The sequence below is a fragment of the Mesorhizobium sp. M8A.F.Ca.ET.165.01.1.1 genome (assembly GCF_004792065.1).
Taxonomy (GTDB): Bacteria; Pseudomonadota; Alphaproteobacteria; order Rhizobiales; family Rhizobiaceae; genus Mesorhizobium.
On the sequence record NZ_SRTH01000017.1, the window covers coordinates 85,170 to 103,831 of the forward strand.

The 18,662-nt window shown below is 57.2% G+C and carries 14 protein-coding genes and 1 pseudogene; 13 read left to right on the plus strand and 2 right to left on the minus strand.

Features of this window, described 5'->3' with window-relative positions:
• Positions 1-710: 710 nt before the first annotated feature.
• From EN808_RS37265 to EN808_RS30370, 4 genes are all read left to right on the plus strand, one after another.
• Positions 711-914 (plus strand): hypothetical protein, encoded by a 204-nt coding sequence (locus EN808_RS37265; protein WP_245466463.1) that lies wholly within the window; start codon positions 711-713, stop codon positions 912-914.
• Positions 902-1,099, plus strand: a complete 198-nt coding sequence (locus EN808_RS37270; protein ID WP_245466462.1) for a hypothetical protein — start codon at positions 902-904, stop codon at positions 1,097-1,099. The genes EN808_RS37265 and EN808_RS37270 overlap by 13 nt, the downstream gene beginning before the upstream one ends.
• 16 nt (positions 1,100-1,115) lie before the next feature.
• Entirely contained in the window at positions 1,116-1,340 is a 225-nt protein-coding gene (locus EN808_RS37275) for a tyrosine-type recombinase/integrase (RefSeq protein WP_245466461.1), read from the plus strand.
• A gap of 364 nt (positions 1,341-1,704) precedes the next feature.
• Positions 1,705-1,923 (plus strand): transposase zinc-binding domain-containing protein, encoded by a 219-nt coding sequence (locus EN808_RS30370; RefSeq protein WP_245466460.1) that lies wholly within the window; start codon positions 1,705-1,707, stop codon positions 1,921-1,923.
• A 154-nt stretch (positions 1,924-2,077) separates the two neighbouring features.
• Here EN808_RS30370 and EN808_RS37280 read toward each other — a convergent pair.
• A pseudogene (locus tag EN808_RS37280) lies at positions 2,078-2,705 on the minus strand (transposase); the annotation flags it as partial.
• 388 nt (positions 2,706-3,093) lie between these two features.
• Between EN808_RS37280 and EN808_RS30380 the strand changes: the two are divergent.
• The 5 genes from EN808_RS30380 to EN808_RS30400 all read left to right on the plus strand — a co-directional run bounded on the left by EN808_RS30380 (position 3,094) and on the right by EN808_RS30400 (position 10,119).
• Entirely contained in the window at positions 3,094-4,077 is a 984-nt protein-coding gene (locus tag EN808_RS30380) for a thiamine pyrophosphate-dependent dehydrogenase E1 component subunit alpha (RefSeq protein ID WP_126080640.1), read from the plus strand.
• Positions 4,078-4,096: 19 nt separating this feature from the next.
• Positions 4,097-5,104 (plus strand): pyruvate dehydrogenase complex E1 component subunit beta, encoded by a 1,008-nt coding sequence (locus tag EN808_RS30385; RefSeq protein ID WP_126080641.1) that lies wholly within the window; start codon positions 4,097-4,099, stop codon positions 5,102-5,104.
• A gap of 141 nt (positions 5,105-5,245) precedes the next feature.
• The gene (locus tag EN808_RS30390; RefSeq protein ID WP_245466459.1) at positions 5,246-6,007 is read left to right on the plus strand and encodes an SDR family oxidoreductase; all 762 of its coding nucleotides are present in this window, start codon (positions 5,246-5,248) and stop codon (positions 6,005-6,007) included.
• A gap of 591 nt (positions 6,008-6,598) precedes the next feature.
• On the plus strand, positions 6,599-7,807 hold the full coding sequence (locus EN808_RS30395; protein ID WP_126080642.1) for an acetyl-CoA carboxylase biotin carboxylase subunit family protein: 1,209 nt from the start codon (positions 6,599-6,601) through the stop codon (positions 7,805-7,807).
• A gap of 1,604 nt (positions 7,808-9,411) precedes the next feature.
• Complete coding sequence (locus EN808_RS30400) at positions 9,412-10,119, plus strand: SDR family oxidoreductase (RefSeq protein WP_245468328.1); 708 nt, start codon at positions 9,412-9,414, stop codon at positions 10,117-10,119.
• 387 nt (positions 10,120-10,506) lie between these two features.
• Here the strand turns inward: EN808_RS30400 and EN808_RS30405 are convergent, their stop codons facing one another.
• Positions 10,507-12,309, minus strand: a complete 1,803-nt coding sequence (locus tag EN808_RS30405; RefSeq protein WP_126080644.1) for an ABC transporter ATP-binding protein — start codon at positions 12,307-12,309, stop codon at positions 10,507-10,509.
• A gap of 676 nt (positions 12,310-12,985) precedes the next feature.
• Here EN808_RS30405 and EN808_RS30410 point away from each other — a divergent pair.
• From EN808_RS30410 to EN808_RS30425, 4 genes are all read left to right on the plus strand, one after another.
• Positions 12,986-13,729 (plus strand): LuxR family transcriptional regulator, encoded by a 744-nt coding sequence (locus EN808_RS30410; protein ID WP_126080645.1) that lies wholly within the window; start codon positions 12,986-12,988, stop codon positions 13,727-13,729.
• 969 nt (positions 13,730-14,698) lie between these two features.
• Positions 14,699-15,580, plus strand: a complete 882-nt coding sequence (locus EN808_RS30415; protein WP_245466457.1) for an SPASM domain-containing protein — start codon at positions 14,699-14,701, stop codon at positions 15,578-15,580.
• A gap of 870 nt (positions 15,581-16,450) precedes the next feature.
• Positions 16,451-17,707, plus strand: a complete 1,257-nt coding sequence (gene ectB, locus EN808_RS30420) for a diaminobutyrate--2-oxoglutarate transaminase (protein WP_126080646.1) — start codon at positions 16,451-16,453, stop codon at positions 17,705-17,707.
• Positions 17,700-18,539, plus strand: a complete 840-nt coding sequence (locus EN808_RS30425; RefSeq protein ID WP_126080647.1) for a hypothetical protein — start codon at positions 17,700-17,702, stop codon at positions 18,537-18,539. Before ectB ends, EN808_RS30425 begins: the two co-directional genes overlap by 8 nt.
• Positions 18,540-18,662: the final 123 nt, after the last annotated feature.

The following is an 18,662-nucleotide window of genomic DNA, read 5'->3' on the forward strand; positions in this document are numbered from 1 at the left end:
TGAGTGGTTTGCATGCTCTCGATCTTGGCTGGGGACACAACAATGTGGAGCTTCGGTGTATGGAGCGCGGATCGGTCGTCATCGTTCGGCGTGTTCGGTGCTCCATGGGGCGGTCAATTCATCTGCTTACGTCACAGCCGGGACCTGCTTGACAAGAAACCTGAGGCAGCGCGATACTATGAGAAGTCCCTCCTGTCGTGACGGAACGCTATCTCGGAGGATAAATATGCACTATTCCCTAGATATACATGCCGAGGCTGGGCGTTTGTTGGAAGAGAAATGCTGTGCGATTTCCGCCCTACTGATCACGACTCCCCTGGTCGGCTTGCTTTTCGCATTTGCGTCACAGGGGACAAATCTTTTTGACTCTACTAACCCGGAGAGGGCCTTCCTCCAGAGTTCTTCGATCGTGCTGCCGCCGCGCTGAGCAAGTCCAATAAGTCTGCCACGGATGTAGCTAAGCTGAGCGTCCGACGGAAACGCCCCAGTGTTGATTTTTCGAGCTTTCTCTGACTTGCCTGTCGGAGTCCACCAGAGGCGATCCGTCGCGACGCAGCCTAGTGCTACTTTGGCAGATTTTTGGCGATGTGGGCATTTTGAGGATTGAACGAAGCCGCTAACGCGGCATTTGGCGGATCGGTTTGCAGGAACGCTTCTGTTTTGAAGGATCGCGGCTGTTGAAGCGCAATCTGAGAACAGGAGCTACAGAAATGGCCAAGTTGACCCCAGTTCCCCGGCGCATGATCGAGGATATGACGATCCGTAATCTGCCGCCGGCCACGCAGCGATCCCCACGTGCATGCCGCGGCGAAGTTTTCGCGCTACTTGGCCGTTCGCCGGACCGGCTCGGTCTGGAGGACGTGCGCGCCTTCCAAGTTCATTTGATGTCGACCGGAATCTCGTGGCTGCGCTGAACCAGACGGTGTGCGCGCTGCGGTTCCTCTACGGCGTGACGCTGGGCCATGCCGAGAGTCCGGAGCGGATCGTCTATGCTCGCTCGCTACGCACGCTGCCGGTGGTATTGAGCGCCGACGAAGTCGTGGCCTTCCTAGAGGCGGTGCCGAGCCTGAAGTGCCGTACGGCCCTGACGACGGCCTAAGAGCAGGTCTCAGTGCTTGGAGACTGTCGGGCTGAAGGTCGGCGACATCGACAGCGGTCGCGGGGTGATCCGTGTTGAGCACGGCAAGGGCGACAAGGACCGCACCGTGATGCTGTCGGCGCAGCTTCTGCGCATCTGCGAGTCTACTGGCGGCTTGGCGAAGCCGCGGGACTGGCTGTTTCCCGCGCGCGGGTGTTATTTGGGCTTGTCGTTCGGCGCGTGCGGCCGCCTAAGCGGGTGACGGTCCACACGCTCAGGCACAGCTTCGCCACGCATCTTCAGAACGCACCGACATCCGCACCATCCAGGTTCTACTCGGCCACAACAATCTGTCCGGCGGCGCGCTACGCTAAGGTCTCGAACAGCCTCATCCGACGCACGACAAGCCCGGCTGAACATCGAGGTGCCGCCAGGGTGAGTGGTACCGCCATGTCGGCGAGACTGAAGGTGGCGGATATCTTCCGCCGCCATGGCGAAGTATATAGACAGGTTCATGACGGCTATCTAGGCTCGCATCGAGCGGCGTGTGATGAGCGCGATCGAGCTCTGCCGGACCGCCGAACTGGGCGGCCAGTCTACGGCTGCCGCTCCTGCGGTCGATCCGCGTGGCCTACAATTCCTGTCGCAGCCGGCACAGTCCCAAATGCCAGGGTCAGGCCTGCCGGGACTGGCTTGCCGCACGCCAGAATGAACTGCTGCCGGTGCTCTATCACGCAGTGTTCATGCTGCCGGCTGAGGTTGCTGCGATCCCTTTCACAAGGCGGCACCTTATACGCGGCCGAAACGCCTGCGCGCGAAGCCAATCTCAGGCATTTGGGAGCTGAGATCGGCCTCATCGCGGCGCTGCATAGCTCTCATCTACCATCCCGCCTGATTGTATCGTACCGGGTGGTGGTGTCTCGCCCGACGGCACACGCTGGATCTCGTGCAGGCCGGGCTCTTTTTACTCGTGCGCGTGCTGTCGCGCCTGTTTCGCTGGCGCATGACACGGAAGACGCGCTTGTGATTGACGGCCGGTTCGCCGTCTTTCGCGTTCCCTGTTCGTCAGGGCTGTGATGCGACGATCGCCATAGGTCGGGCGTTCGTCGATCAGGCGGCGACCAGCTCCAAGAGCCCATCGTCATCGGGGTTGCGATAAGGCCCGCGCGGCTTCACCAGGCGATGCAACTCATGGAGATGGGAACGCGCCGCCCCGAGGGTCTCGGCAACGGCCTTCATCGGGAACCGTCCCTCGGCTGCGACAAGAGCCGCAAGTTCGGTTTTTTGACTCCGACCTGGCCAGCGCGTCTTTGAGGATCTCCACTTCCATGGTCTTGCGGCCGAGAAGCCGCTCGAGGTCGCGAAGGCGCTCTTCAAGCCGCCGCACTTCCGAACTCCCGACCACAGATTCGTCCGATCCCACCGCAGCCGTTCCGCCTTCCTTCAATAAACGGCGCCAACGATACAAGAGATTTGGCGCCACGCCTCATCGTGCGGCGACAGAGGACACGGTCTCACCCGGAAGGAAACTCTCCTCGATAATCTGCAGCTTCTGTTCGGTCGTCGTCCAGTGTCGGCGCCGTACCTCCCCGGTGATCAGTTCAATCCGTCGACAGTCGTCAGCCATAAGCCTGTGCTTGAGGATATCCCCAAGCCTCCCGCGTTAGGCCGACTGTCCGGCCGAAATGGGGGCCAGTTCAGGATCCGACATTGTTGGCGAACTTCGAACAAAGGAGGTCTGTGCAGTTCTTTCACGACGCCTTTCTTCGATGAAGAACAGTGTAATGCGAGCCTTCAGGTCAAATGGCATGACGCATGCACAGGGTTGTGCGAGCCGGAAGGAACAAGGCCATGCTGACAGAGAACCAGATGAAAGTGCCTGCCGAGATCGTGCCTCGCCAGGAGAATGCCGAAGAGACCCGCCACGTACCTTCGGAGCTCGAGCACGAGGATTTAGCCGATGCGCGCTGTTGGAATGCAGGCGATCGCCCCTTGCTGACGGGCAGGGTTGGGTCATGCAGTTGAAGGGCGATCGTAGGCTAGAGGCTTTTCGACGGATGCTTCGCATCCGCCGATTCGAAGAAGAAGGTAGGCGCCTGTTCAACGGTGGTCAGATCCCTGGTTGGTTTCACACGACCGTGGGTCAGGAAGGCGCTATCGTCGGAGCAAGCCTCGCCCTCCGGGACGATGACGCCATGACCGGAACACACCGTTCGCATGGCCATCCGATTGCGAAGGGCGCGCATTTGCAGGCGCTTATGGCAGAACTGATGGGTAAGGAGGGCGGCGTTTGTAAGGGGCGTGGCGGTTCGATGCATTTTGCGGACAGTTCAGTGGGGATTATCAGTGAATCGGGAATCGTCGGAGGGGGCATTCCTCTTGCCACAGGATGCGCATTTAGCGCCAAGGTGCGCGGCGTCGATCAGGTTACCCTTTGCTTTTTCGGCGACGGAGCAGTGAACCAGGGCACTTTTCACGAGAGCCTCAACATGGCCTCGTTGTGGAGGCTTCCCGTCATTTATCTTTGCGAGAACAATGGCTATGCAATGACCACCTCCGTAGCAACAAGCCACGGACAGCCGGACATTGCCCTACGAGCGGCAGGTTACGGAATTCCAGGAGAAATAGTAGACGGACAGGACGTCAGTGCCGTCTATCAATCTGCGGCATATGCGGTCACGCGAGCACGCGCGGGGCAGGGACCCACTCTCATAGTGGCCAACACTTATCGGTTCGATGAACACAATATAGGCTTGGCCGTTTCTGGGGAGCCTTATCGACAGGTCGCAGAAGTCGAGGCACACAAACGCGACCGGGACCCAATTTTGCTATATCGCACTGTGCTGCTCGAAGAGGGTGTAAATGAAGAGACTCTAGCAACCATCGAGCATGAAGTGGCCCAAGCCGTCACACAGGCCGTACAGTTTGCTTTGGCTAGCCCCATGCCCCGGCCCGAAACGTTGCCCGACTATATGTTCGTGTCGACCATTGCCCGCTAAGGGTGGGCTGGAGGGATTAATGGATGTGAAAGACGATACCCACAGAGACGCAGCCACGCCCGGTCCCCATATTCAGATGACCTATTTTGAGGCAATCGTGCAGGCCCAGCTAGAGGAAATGCATCGGGATGAGCGCGTTGTATTGTTGGGAGAGGACGTCTCAGTTCATGGCGGCGGCAAGCTTATCGAATGCTTCGGCAAGAACCGGGTTTGGAACATGCCAATTTCAGAAGGCAGTTTTACGGGACTTGGCATCGGGGCTGCCATCAATGGTTTGCGACCGATTGTAGACATTTCAACTGCCAGTTTCATCTATCTCGCTTGTGACCAGATTGTAAACCAGGCCTCAAAATTGCGGTATATGACTGGGGGCCAGATAGACATCCCAATCGTCTTTCGCTGCTGTATGTTCTCGACGGGCTCCGAAGCGGCACAGCATGCCGACCGGCCTTACCCGCTTTTTATGAACGTGCCGGGCCTTAAGATTATCAGCCCGACCAGCGCTGCCGATATCAAAGGCCTCATGAAATCCGCCATTCGCGACGGCGATCCTGTGCTCGTCTTCGAGGACACCCGCCTCTGGCCTCTCAAAGGCGACGTCCCCACGGATCCGGACCATTTAATCCCAATTGGCAAAGCGGACGTGAAGCGCGAGGGGGAGCACGTTACCGTCGTTGCCATCGCCGGTGCTATCAGGCCGACCATGGAAGCTGCCAACTACCTCATCGAGGAAGGCATTTCGGTCGAAGTGATCGATCCACGTACATTGAAGCCGCTCGATTATGAGGCAATCAAGATGTCAATCGAGAAGACCGGACGGCTGATTATTGTCGAGAACGGACACCGTATCTGCAACGTCGGAAGTGAAATCGCAGCGGTGATGGCGGAAGAGTCCTTCGATCTTTTGAAGCGACCTATCTTGCGGCTGAGTGCTCCAGATATTCATGTCCCATTCAGTCCGGCTCTTGAGAAGGACTTTTTTCCAACACGGGACAGCATTGTTGGCGCCATACGACAGTTACTCTGAGTTCCCAAAAAACGCATGAATGGAAGTAACACAGCAACTGCCGTTATCGTCGCAGTAGGAGGTGATAAGACGCGCTTAGAAAAAGAAGGCAGGCCATCAGACGATAGGCGGGAAACATTCCAGAAGGGATAGGGCTTATACATGAGTAAATCATTCATCGATGGCAGATTCGGTCTGAGTGGGAAGACCGCTTTGGTGACCGGCGGAGCACGCGGCATCGGATTGCAAGTCGCGCTTACATTACAAGAAGCTGGCGCCGATATAATTCTCACTGGAAGGGATCGGGTTCGCGTGGCCGCGGCGGCAGATCAGTTTCCAGTCAAGCCTAAAGTCTATCAGCTCGATGTTAGGGACTCGCAGGCGGTACGCGATCTCGCCGATGGCATCGCCGTTTGCCCTGACATCCTTATTAACAATGCCGGGGTGTCCCGCGCGGCGCCGACGAAATATACCACCGACGAGGATTGGCGAGCTGTCCTTTCAGTCAACTTGGACGGCCTGTTCTACTGCAGTCGCACCTTCGGCTCTCTCATGGCGGAGCGCGGTTCCGGCGTGATTGTAAATATCAGTTCGATATGTGGAGATGTTGTCACCCGACAGGAATCCGTAGTCACGGCTTACAATGCGAGCAAGGCGGGGGTAACTATGGTAACCAAAACCCTTGCTTGCGAATGGGCAAGATCTGGGGTTCGGGTGAACGCAGTGGCGCCTGGATTCGTACAGTCAGAGATGACCGACCAGTATCCTGTAGAAGTGGTCAGGGCATGGTCTGATCGGACGCCAATGGGCCGCTTCGGCCAACCTCATGAGATTGCATCTGCCGTCCAATTTCTTGCTAGCGACGCGTCAACCTATATCACGGGAACGGTATTGTTGGTGGATGGTGGCTACACTTGCTGGTGAGATTTTCTATTGGTTAATTCTGGTGGGCCATCCTGCTGCCTGGGGTGACAAAGCAAGATGATCTACCCATCGAAGTTTCTGTGCGTCGCACTACTTGATCCATAGTTTCGTAGTCAAAAGCACGGTGAACGTCAACCGAATCGATGAAGCTATCCAGCAGTTTGGCGGTGCGTTCTTGAGGCCGCTGTAGGTTAGGTGTAAGGCCGTTCACCAAGCTCGTTTGAATGACAGTTCGCGCGACGAGCAGAAGCTCGTGCATCGTACCTTCTCCCAGACGCTCCCCAGCCAGCTGAGTGATGTAGACACCGGTCATCACCCGTTGCCATGGGATCTCTGGTCCTTCACCAGGATCGGTGCGGCGGTAACGGATCCCATCATCGCGCCTCTCATTCCCCAGCCGACTTGCGCGAGAAGAATAGGCCTATATTGCGGCAACCAAGACACTCTTTTTGGTGGTCATGACGTCACATCCTGCAACAGATAAATACAACTACTTCACAAGAATTTACCAATCGCAAACCACGAGCAGTGGTATGTTGGACGAACTCACGCGCGGAAAAAAACCAGACAAGCTATTCGGAGTCGACAAACATGAAAAGAAGAGCGCTTATCCTGATCGAGGGTACAAGGAACAATGGTCCTCTATATGTCCAAGCGGCCCGAAGTCTTGGCCTGCACTCGATTACCCTGGCGGCTGATCCACTTAGGCACTACTATCATGCCGCAGAAGACAGTGAGGTAATCTGTGTGGACACATCCAATCTCGATGCGCTGATTTGCGAGTGTGTTCGGCTGCATGCGACCTATGATATTGCTGGGATTACGAGCTCGGAGGAAGCTGCATATGCGACAGTCGGCATGCTCTGTCGACATTTCAATCTGCCAGGTCCGAACGCCGAATCGGTTGAACGATGCTGCGATAAATTCACTCAACGTCAGCTGCTTGGGCAAGCCGACATTCCAATTCCTGCCTACGCGTTGGCAACGAATGCGAGCGAGGTTGTAAGCTCTGCCGCTAAAATCGGCTTTCCTGTAATTGTAAAACCAGCCACGGACACCGGCGGCAGCGAGGGGGTCCGATTGTGCGGCAGTAGCGAGGAGCTAATCCAGCATACTGCTTATCTATCAAGCAGGTGGAGTACATGGCAGTCCCCAGCAAGAATATTAGTGGAACAATTTGTGAAAGGCTTTCATTATTGGGTGGAGATGATGGGAGATGACGTCATTGGAATCGCCTCTCTCGAATTCGGTCCCTCGCCGCATTTCGTATATAATAGATGCGCCTATCCGGCCTTGCTTACCAATGAAGAGGATGAGCGCATCGCCGATGTTTCACTGAGGTGTTTACAGGCTCTCGACCTTCACTGGGGTCCGACCAACGTTGAACTCAGGTGGACGGCACATGGGCCGGTCGTCATTGAAGTAAATCCGCGTATGTCGGGCTCGCCCGGTGTTGAGCTAGTTGAGCTAGCTTGCGGTATCAATCTTATCCGAGAGCACATTAAACTCGTGATCGGCGATGAGGGCGATTTGCGCGGAACCCGTTCAGAAACTGCTGCTGCGCAATTCCTAGTTCCTGAACGGGACGGCGTTCTCGATTGGATCGATGGCGTCAGCCGGGCGGCTGCTGTACCTGGCGTCGCCAAAGTGAAGCTTTACCTTGAACCAAACACCACGATCAAAAGGAGAGGCGATCACCGAGACTTAATCGGATATGTGACCGCCAGCTCGCCTGACATCGCTCGGACGGAGGCGATACTTCAGCGGGCCGTCGGCTTAATTGAGTGGTCGGTTACATAGGTTCGATTTCCCTTGCTACCTGGCGGAGCGGCGCTTGTGTCCACCGTGTGGTGTTGCCGGGTTCAAGCGCCAGCCGCTGAAGATGATGAAGCCGACGTGCATCATTGTTGAAGCTGCTGAAGCGCTAGCGCAGCGAAGAAGAACCGCCAGGGAGCCATACGATCAGCGGATGGCGCACAGGATCGCTGGTCCTCGACGCACCCGTTTCCGGTTAACCTCCGAGCCAGCGACTGTCGGCCCTCCAACAGGGAAACCGGCAGTCCCGCGCGCGTCCGCAACAGCGGACGGTTGTCGTGCGTAGGACGGAGGAAATTCGCCCCTGCCTCGGGCGGTGAACGGGACAGCCGTAGGAGCGTCAGCAAAGCGCAGGCCGCAGGACGGGACGCGGGACGACTTTCCCCGTCCGCGGCGATCCGCATGTGTTTGCGTCAGGAGAAAGGCTGACCGGACGAAAGGCGCACTGCCGCTTCTCGAAAGTCCGGTCGCTGATCAGCGACGTGCGGTAGGATCGGCCATAGCAGGGCCGAGTTCCCCCTGGAAGAAAAAACAGGTGTTGCACCCGTCGGGTCCCCCTCAATTGCTGGGCAGCCTGTTAACTTCCAGCCTGGCATACTCGCTCTCCAGGTCGTCTTGCGCGGGTTCGGCAATTCCTCGAGCGTCAGCTCCACGGCCAAGATCGCCCGCTCAACGATCTCACCCGCGTCGAGCTCGGCCAGGCCCGAATCAATACCGGCCCAGCTGGTTGGCTGCCAGTCGCAGGAGACTGAGATTCTGCATGGCAGAGTTTACTCGGCAAGCGCCAGCCAGCGCTCTCGGTGGGCCGCATTCATACCCCAACAGAGCGCGTTCAAAGCTGAGGTTGCCGCCAAGGCGCTGTCAAGCAGAGGCTTATCGCGAAATAGAGACGTACGGGCTGCGATCGTTCGAAGGTCGTCGAACGATCGACCTGATTGCAGACCGCGCATACGCCTACGAGGCCCGGGGGTACGTCCTGGGATGTTTTAGAACAGCCATGCCCGCATTACTCCAGGAGCTTGGCGCAAGGCAACGGAGGCCTACGAGTTCTGCTGCACCCGGACAAGGAGCCCGTGTGCCGGTACTCACCAAACCGCCAGCTGGTTCCGAAATAAGGCGATGTCGCAGGTCCGAACAGCTTGCGCACGACTGCGCGAGGCATAAACTGGTTTTAACCCTAGCGAAACCTTTTGTGCATTCTCAGGGCAGTTGCTGGTGCTTACGATTAGAATGACACAAGCAAGGCTCGGCTTGCCGGATCCTGAGTATGTAATACTCCGCTTCCGCCGCTGCAGAAGCCAGTCGTCGGGGGGAACTTCGGCGGGGGGAAGGAAGCCGCGGGTCTCGATCAGCGGGATGGCATCTGGGTTTGAGGTAGCAGAACCGGGGAAGCGTCTTCACCGCTTCCCCGTCGATCCTGCGGATAGGGGCAGAGCTTGGCAAGCTAGTCCGCTCGGCAGATCGCAGAGGCGGTGGCATCGCCCAGACCATCGTGCCTCACGCGATGTCCCGCTGCCTATGCATGTCGCTCGTCGAAGTGAAGGGTGGAAAGGCAGTTGGATAAAAGGTTTGCAGGTAAGGTGGCTCTCGTGACGGGCGGGCGTAGCGGCATCGGTCTTGCGACTGCGCGACGTCTAAGGGACGAGGGCGCTCGCGTGTTCACCGCTCAACGTGGTGAGGACCGGGAATTCGAGGCCATTTCGGTCGACTTCACAGCTCCGACCAAGGCGGCTCATGCTATCAAAGCGGTTGTCGAACGGGCGGGACGGCTCGATGTCCTGGTAAACAACGCCGGGGTCATGCAGGAGGCGCTCGTCGAAGATATGAGCCTAGCAGATTGGGAGAGGACGATCGCCATAAATCTGACCACCCCATTCGTGCTGATAAAGGCGGCGATGCCTCACCTGCGGTCCACTGGCGGCGCGATCGTGAATGTCGGATCGATCGAGGGGCTGGGATCCAACCCGAAACACGCGGCCTATTGCGCCTCCAAGGCTGGTCTCCACGGTCTCACCCGCGCGGTTGCGATCGACCACGGCGCCGAAGGTGTGCGCTGCAACGCTGTCGCGCCTGGCTGGATCGACACCGACCTGAACTTGGATTTCATCGAGAGCATGCCGGACCCCAAGCGCTTTCGCCAGCAGATCGGTAATATCCATCCAATTGGGCGAACGGGGAAGCCGGAGGAGGTCGCGAACCTCGTAGTCTGGCTGGCTTCGCCAGAATCCTCGTTTATCACCGGTCAGGTGTGGACGATCGATGGAGGCCGAATGGCGAAGCTCAGTCTGCCACAGTAGAACCTGCGCAGGTTTGCCAAGCCGGACTTCATTGGACACCGCTCTCTTAAAAGGTGTTTGACAGCTTAGGTTGCAACCTGAGCGAAACGTTTGCGTTGTGCCCGGTATGAAAGAGGTCTAGGATTTCGGAGGATCTCTTGCAGTATAGTTCTAGAATTTTCTAAGCGAAAATTAACGAGCTTAAGTTCTGCGCAATGCAAGCGAAACAGGAGTATGATGGACGGTACCTTATGTTTTTTTGGATGGGAGTCGGTTTCAGCGGACACCTCCATGTGCTTCCCAATATACGTCGACCGGGCTAGATTTGGGATGTCGTGAGACGGCGATACATTTTGTACCGGGAATGGGCGCTCTCGCGGTCGGGCACTCGATCCTGATACTTGGCGCTCAGGCCAGGCCCATCGCTAGTTCCAACGCCTGCCGTTCGAAGAGGCGGCGGTAAATGCCACCATCGAGATCGATCAGCGCGGCATGATCGCCGTCCTCCATGATGCGGCCACGGTCGAAGACGAGCAGCCGATCGAGCGAGCGGACCGTCGACAGCCGGTGTGCGATGACGAGTGTGGTTCGACCCACCATCAACCGATCCACCGCTTGTTGAATGAGCACCTCGGATTCCGAATCGAGGCTCGATGTGGCCTCGTCAAGAATAAGGATCGGCGCGTTCGCCAGGAAGGCGCGCGCGATCGCCACGCGCTGGCGCTCGCCGCCGGAGAGCTTCAAACCTCTTTCGCCGACCAATGTCCCATAGCCCTTCGGCAGGGGCGCGATGAAGTCATGCGCACTGGCCAGCCGTGCCGCTTGCTCGATTTCGGCCTGGCTCGCGCCAGGCCGGCCATAGGCGATGTTCTCGGCAAGCGACCTGTGAAACAGGATAGGCTCCTGCTGCACGATCGCGATCTGCGAACGGAGCGACTCTTGGGTCACCTCGGAGACGTCCTGGCCGTCTATCAGGATCCGGCCGCCGCTCAGGTCGTAGAGTCTCTGGATGAGCTTCACGAATGTTGACTTGCCGGAACCGGAAGGTCCAACCAACCCAACCCTTTCGCCAGCCTCAATCGACAGCGAACATTGGCTATAGATCGGCAGGGGATGGTTGGCGTAACGGAAGTGGACGTTCTCGAAATCGATGCGGCCCGTCGTGATCCGGATCGGCTTGGCCTCTGGACGATCCGCAACATCCAGCTGCTGATTGTGGATGGCCACCAGTTCTTCCATATCATTAACCGAGCGTTGCACGGTGCGGACATGCATGCCGGCATCACGCAGATAGCCCTTCAGGACGATGAAGGACGTGAGAACATAGGCTATCTCGCCCGGCGTTGCCTGTCCATGCGACCACAGAAGCAGGGCATATCCGACCACCGCCACCCTGAGCGCAACCAAAGTGACGCCTTGGGTTGAGTCGACGATCGTTCCGCGCACCCAACTCCGGCGCGCGCGGTGCCGCCATTTGGTCATGATATTTTCAAGCCGCTGGTCTTCGCGAACCTCGGCGCCGAAGCCTTTGACCACAGCGTTGCAACTGACCGCGTCCGCAAGCGCGCCGCCGAGCTTTGTGTCCCATTGGTTGGCAAGGCTCGCCGCCGGCGCGACATAGCTGAGCGACAGCGAAATCGAAAACGCTAGATAGATCAGAGAGCCGCAAGCAAAGATCACGCCCATGACCGGCCAGTGCCAGCCGAGCAGCGCCGTCGAACCTACCAAGATGATAAAGGACGGGAACAGCGCGACCAATATTGTGCTGTTTAGAGGGTCGAGCGCCCACATGCCGCGCGTTATCTTGCGCACTGTCGAGCCGGCGAAGCTGTTCGCATGCCAGTCTGTCGAAAAGCGCTGGACATGATAGAACGCTTCGTTCGCGACATCGGACATCATCTTCAGCAAAAGATCGTTCAGGCCAATGACGGCGATGTGGCGCATGGCGATGGCAACGAGCGCAAGCGCAATCGGTACAGAGAAGGCTGCAAGGGCCGAATGCCAGGCTGGTGCTGCCACAGCAGCGCCGCCTGCAACAGCATCGATGAGACGACCTGAATAGACCGGCATCAGCACGTCAGCCAGCGTGGAGGCAAGCATCGCAGCCGTGATGATCGCGAGCCGCACCGGCTGCCGGCTCCAGTGGCGGACAGTGAAGGCGAGTACGTGGCGACCAGTGGCGCCGCGTCCATGGACGGGGAAACGTTTCATAGTTTCCAAGCGGGCGCATCAACACGCTCGGTCCCAAAGACGTTAAAAGACAAAACTAGAATTTTCGACCTCCCCCATAACAGCATCAATTTTGGCGGGCAGCTCCTGCCGCCTCACGACGGTGATGTTCAAAAGTCGTGCCAACTGAGCGGGAACATCCGAAGGACAAATTCAGCAGGTTACCGAGCCTGGAGAAAGTCAGCCGCGATCCAGTCGAATACTTTTGCTACGGCTGCCCAGCTCGGGAGATTGGAAAAGAAGGTCGACGTATCGATTGAATTGTGAACTTGTTCTTTCTCCATCCGATAAGCGGAGTGAGTGCATCACGTTGCCTCGATCAAATAAGTACAGTTGCCATGCAGCTTTCTCAGGCCCGGGACTTAGGTGCTGATTTCAAAAGCGCGCCGCGAATACGTTCCTGCCCATATTCCGTCAATCGAATGCTCGACTGTCGGATTGTGCGCTCCCCGACACAGTGCTGTTCGGTTCGCCTCCTGGGTACCTCCCCCAGTCGATTGACGACCTGAAGAAGAAGCTTCGCTCGCAAGCTGGCACGACTCTTGAGGGTACTCCAGGTGGCGAAAGGAACTCCGGCTCGAGTCCCGTTGACTTCGGATGTTGCGAGGCTGGGCTGGAGCAAACTTTGCACCGATGAGAACGCAATGAAGGAGGCATCATGGAACTCCCGCAGGTGGAGTTAGACCTATTCCTCGAGATGACTGATGATATCGCTCAATCCGAACAGTTGTTCGAACGGATGTCTGCGTTTGCGCTGAAGTTCGATTGCCCGTGGATTGCCTATGGCCCGCTCGCATCAAAACAGGGGGTTTTCAAGCCGAACCGAGAGGGTTCTGTGGTGATGTGGAATTATCCTGCTGAATGGCAGGAGCGCTACTCGAGAATGGGCTATGCCAAAATAGACCCACTCATCAAGAAAGGTCGAAAGGAGGCGGGGCCCTTTCGATGGAGCGAGGTGTATACCGATGAAAGCATAACTGAAGATGGACGCCGCGTCTTGGACGAAGCAGCAACATTCGGCTTGAGGTCAGGCGTTACCGTCCCATTACATGGCCCTGGTGACAGCTTTAGGTTTGTGAGTTTTGCTCAATCCTCGGACTGCGAATTGCAGAATAGAACGATCACCTACCTGCAAATGGCCGCGCTGCGGTTTCATCGGATGGTTACGAAGTTCGACACTACGACTGCGTCGGAACGAGTACATAACCTGTCTCCGAGAGAAATACATTGCATTGATTGGGTGTCGAAAGGAAAATCGTCATGGGAAATAGGAACTATTTTAGGCAGATCACGAAATACGATAGATTTCCATTTAAAAAATGTAATGCGGAAGTTGGATGCGACCAGCAGAACGGTAGCTGTTGTAAAAGCTTTGAAACTTGGGATTATCGAACCGCCGTAGGTGCGCAGCTAGTTCTCCGCCCGTAGTAGCGCGCGTGATAGCCGAGAGCTCCGGCGTGCGCTCGCTCTTCGAAGCCCCAGCGCCTCGTCCATCTCGGCCTCGAGCACCTCCTGCATCACCCACCTCGTTCGATCTATCCGGGTTTCAAAGCAGAATGTCTTTGACGGCAGCGCTGGCGGTCTTACTTTCCGTCTTGATCATGGCGGCGTTCCTTCCAGGGAATCGGTGACGTTGAGCACCACCCTGTCATGACCGCCCGCTCTCAGCGAATTTGCAGAACTCAGCACGCCATTCTGTCTTAAGCGACTGACGCATGAGTGATGTGTGTCCAAAATCTGACAGCCGTCAGAAAACATGTCGGGTTCAAAACAGCGGAGCGTCTTGGGCCTGTCGGGCTTTTCGAAGCCTATCACGCAGTAACTGCGCGCCAAGGGCACTGGCACGGCCTTTGCTGGTCGAGGTGCGGCAATATAGTGTGAGGGTTAAGCCGCATGAGAACACGGAACTCGCTCGACGTAAGGGATGATCGACCTCATCCAGAAAGCTTCTCTCCGGCGGGTTCGAGGGTGCTGCGCGCGCATCTCGGCGACGGGCCAGCGATCGACGATTGAGGCTACATCTCCGGAGCGAGTGATGCCTCGAAAATTGCAATGCTGTCTCTGGTCCGACGCGCTGGAAGTTTGTGAAGAGTCGGCCCGGCAAATCGGCGAACCGGTCGGCTTAGGCTGCGAAAAAGGGTAGATGGCCGCGTTGCCGCGGTGGATCAACAGGCGGTGTCAGAAAGCCAAAGGCACACGTACACTATCGTGGCGCTTCGCAGGAGGTAGATGGGAGTAATCACCAGTGATTTTACCGGAACTTCGCTCAGCAAACACAGCCGGCAGGGTTTTGGAGATAACGACGACCACGGGATGTGTCGTAGGATGTTCATATTGTCCCCAGGACAAGTTCGCGGTCCGGCAAAGAAAAGTGTCTCATGCGAGTCATCTGGGTCTTGAAGATTTCAAGCGGTGTCTGGCCCGCGTACCGACTTCCGTCGACATTGGTTTTGCGGGATACTCCGAACCTTGGCTCAATCCGGACTGCACCGAAATGGTGGAGCACGCCTTCGCCAAAGGCCATGGCATCAGGATTTTTACGACGCTGGTGGGAATGAACGGGCAGGACCTGCAGCGATTGCAAGCCTTGCGCTTGGGCGTATTCGTGGTCCATGTTTTCGATGACGGCACCTACATGAACAGCCGCCTGGTCGGAGACAAGTATCGCGATCTGGTTCGTCAACTCGTCGACGCGGACATCCCCTTGATCCGATTCGTGGCCTTGGGCGAGCCCCACCCAGATATAGCCGACATTATTCCTACCGAAGCACTGATAAAAGCGCGGCCGGTGAGCAGTAGGGGTGGAAGCGTCGACCCTAAGATCGTTGCACCACGTCAGCCAGTGCTCGGAGCCCTAACCTGCGTGGACGAACGACAGTATCGGAATGTTCTTCTTCCAAACGGCGACGTCACCCTGTGCTCCATGGATTTTGAACGGAGTCACGTATTGGGCAACCTTCTATATGAGGGTTACTCCGATCTGTTTGAAAAGCCAGTTTTTCGCGAAATCGTCGACCGCATGAATGGAGCGGATGGTTTTCTGCTTTGCAGAATGTGTGAATTCGCCGATCCAAACGACCGGACCTGGGCGGATGCCGGCCGAGAGGGCGTGCCTGGCAATGCGGATGGCCCCACGACAAATGCACCTGCTCGCGACGCCATCGTGTTTTCGCGTGAGGCGCGGCAGTGGGCCTCGACCACATCGAAAGGGGTCTTCGGCTTCCAACCGAGCTTGTCGGCCTGCCTGCCTTGAGGTAACGCCGATCACAGGTCAACCTCGGTCGGACGGAAACAGCGTTCGTCGATCCCGATCAGCGCTTGATTACTTACTCACGGCCCACCTCGTCAACGCCTTCAGCCTCCCAGACGATCTCCTGTTCGACTCGCCTGAAGGCAGCAGCCCCAGCTGCGGCCGGGGATGGTTGCCGTCGCGGTAGTTGACGCTCTCGAAACCGATGCGGCCCTTCGCCAGCGCGTCTCCCGGTTGCTTCCGCCTGGCCTACGAACGGGCTTTCCGTCAAGGGGGTCCACGGCGGCCCCGCCCTTTTGATCCGGCGGCTCGGGCCAGTTATCGCGCAAGAGATCGGAATCCGCATTCTTCTCAAAGAGAGCGTGGCTTTCGCTGTGTCATCGGTCATCAAATAGTTTCTTGAATCAGGTTGGTGTCCGCAGCCCGAGGTTGAACGGCGAATATTGATGACCGCCGCGAAGCCGCTCGCTCGCTACGGCGCCATCGAGGAGCGCGCTCGCGAGCGGCTTCGCTACCGCCGAGCGACACAACCTCTGGCGACGCGACCCTGCTGATCTCCTTGGACCCATTCATTTGTGCGGAGGCGCTATGGGCAGCGATGGGTGGGTACGTCAACTACCTGATGCCCTAGTATCGGTGCTTTCGCGGAAGGTTTAGAAGCCATCTTGTTGCAGCACATTCCCCGAAGACATCCGAATGGAGGGCAACGCAACCAACAATATTCAATGAGGATCCCGGCACCACCAGACCAAACCCAGACCAAACAAAGCTGCCTCCGGCATTCTGCTTCAATGTTAAACGACGAACATATGCCGCAAACCACTAGCCATTAAACAGCTCTCTTCTTTGACGACTATGTGCAGAGGACTTAATATGGACACCGACGCTTTCACGGCTCATGAATCTAGCGTTCGTCGTTATTGCCGGGCGTTCCCCACCGTCTTTACGAAGGCCCTTGGGGCGACGATCTGGGACGAGACGGGTAAGCCCTTTATCGATTTCCTGGTGGGTTCCGGCGCACTCAACTACGGGCACAACAATCCGGATATTATGGCGCCGGCGATTGAATATCTCGTCGGTGAGAACATTCTTCTGTCGCTTGATATGCATACGGCGGCAAAGCGTGACTTCATTGAAGGGTTCGTCGATTGGATCCTGAAACCCAGAGGCCTTTCATACAAGATTCAGTTTCCTGGGCCGACCGGCACGAACGCCAACGAAGCGGCTCTGGCGCTGGCGCGAAAATACACCGGCCGCTCGAGCGTCATGGCCTTTACGAATGCGTTCCACGGCATGTCGCTCGGCTCTCTAGCGGTGTCGGGCTCGGCCTCAACCAGGGAACTGGGAGGCGTCGCTCGCCACGATGTGATCCGTGTTCCCTATGACGGCTATCCGAGCCAAGCTTTCGATTCCGCCAGTTACATCGACAGCGTTTTGAGCGACCCGGGGAGCGGCATAGAAAAGCCTGCCGCAATCATTCTGGAGACCATCCAGGCAGAGGGCGGCATGAACGCCGCATCCGCAGCGTGGCTCACGGAAATTCAGCGCATTTGCCGCACGCATGGCATTGTTTTTATCGTCGACGACATCCAGGCAGGTGCGGGCCGAACTGGCGACTTCTTCTCATTCGAGTCTGCAAAAATCGAACCGGATATTGTTTGTCTTTCTAAGTCCCTTAGCGGTTCAGGTAGTCCGTTGTCCATCGTTCTGATTCGACCCGACTTGGATATATGGAAGCCCGGAGAACATAGCGGGACCTTCAGAGGAAACAATTTCGCCTTCGTGACGGCAGGAGCCATGTGCAAGATGTGGTCGGATAGGAAATTTACTGCAGGTGTCGAGCGGACAGCCGTCAGGCTGCAAACGCACCTCGATCGCCTGGTTGCGAAATTTCCAAGATACATCGAACAGAAGCGCGGCCGCGGTCTGATGGCCGGCCTGAAATGCCGTTCACCGGCAGTTGTCGGCCGCGTGCACGATGTCGCATTCGAAAATGGCCTTCTTATCGAATCCTCGGGGCCAAATCGCGACGTTATCAAAGTCCTCCCGCCGATAACCATCACCGATGCCGAACTCGATCGTGGCATCACCATCCTTGAACACGCACTACAGGAGCAAGACAATGCCTAGTCAGATATCTCAAGTGCCAGCCATCTCGCCGGTTTCGATCAAAGAACGGACCGGGTCGATCAACACGGCGGAGATCATCTCGGTCCTGAAAGGTGAGCTCACCGCTCTGCACATCAAGCAAGCTTTCAGCACCGAAGTAGCAGAGGAGATCACTACGAACTTTATTGGAAGCTCCGGTCTCAGAGAGCGTAAAGATGGTGTGCCCGGACAATATGTCGGTGCATCTCACTACAGAAAGGATGCAGCCACCTATTTCGCAGACGCCGAAAACGCGCGGCCGTACGTCGATGCCCTTTTTAAGAATTTGGTTGACCCGGTTCGAGCAGTATTCGGGGCGTTGAAGCGAGAGCTTCACAACCAGGGAATCGAATTGCGGCTAGCGCGTTCCGAACACGGCCAGGCCAATGTTTGTCGCGGCCTCAGTTGGTCGGGCACAGGCACGTTTTCCTTGGATCCCCACGACGACGTCGCTCAAGTCTTACGTGCTGGCGATGATTACGAGCTTTCTGCGGTGGCGCACAATACGGTCGCAGCGCTCAACCTCTATCCCAGCATGCCTGAGGAAGGCGGCAATCTGAAGCTCTGGAGCCACAAGCCGACGGTTGCGGACCGGATATCGCAAGGTGTGGAGACCACTGGATACCCCTATTCGGCAGCCTATCTGGAGGCCGTCCCTTGCCGCGAGTTCGAGCTCAAAACTGGGGATATCGCCCTAATCGATGGCGGCTTCGTTCACGGGGTTACCGGTCAATCAGGCAACGGAAAGCGTCGCGTGCTGCTGAATTGCTTTTTCGGATTTGCGCGGCCAGATCTTGTTCTCTGGTGGACCTGAGTGGATGTCCCCGACCGCGGGTCATATCGGCCTGAGTGGGAGCGCCGCGGCGAACAGAAGCCACAAAAGCTCCTGAACCGTCTAGCAGGAGCGGGAAGTAGTCGGCGGTGGCCAGGGAGGCGC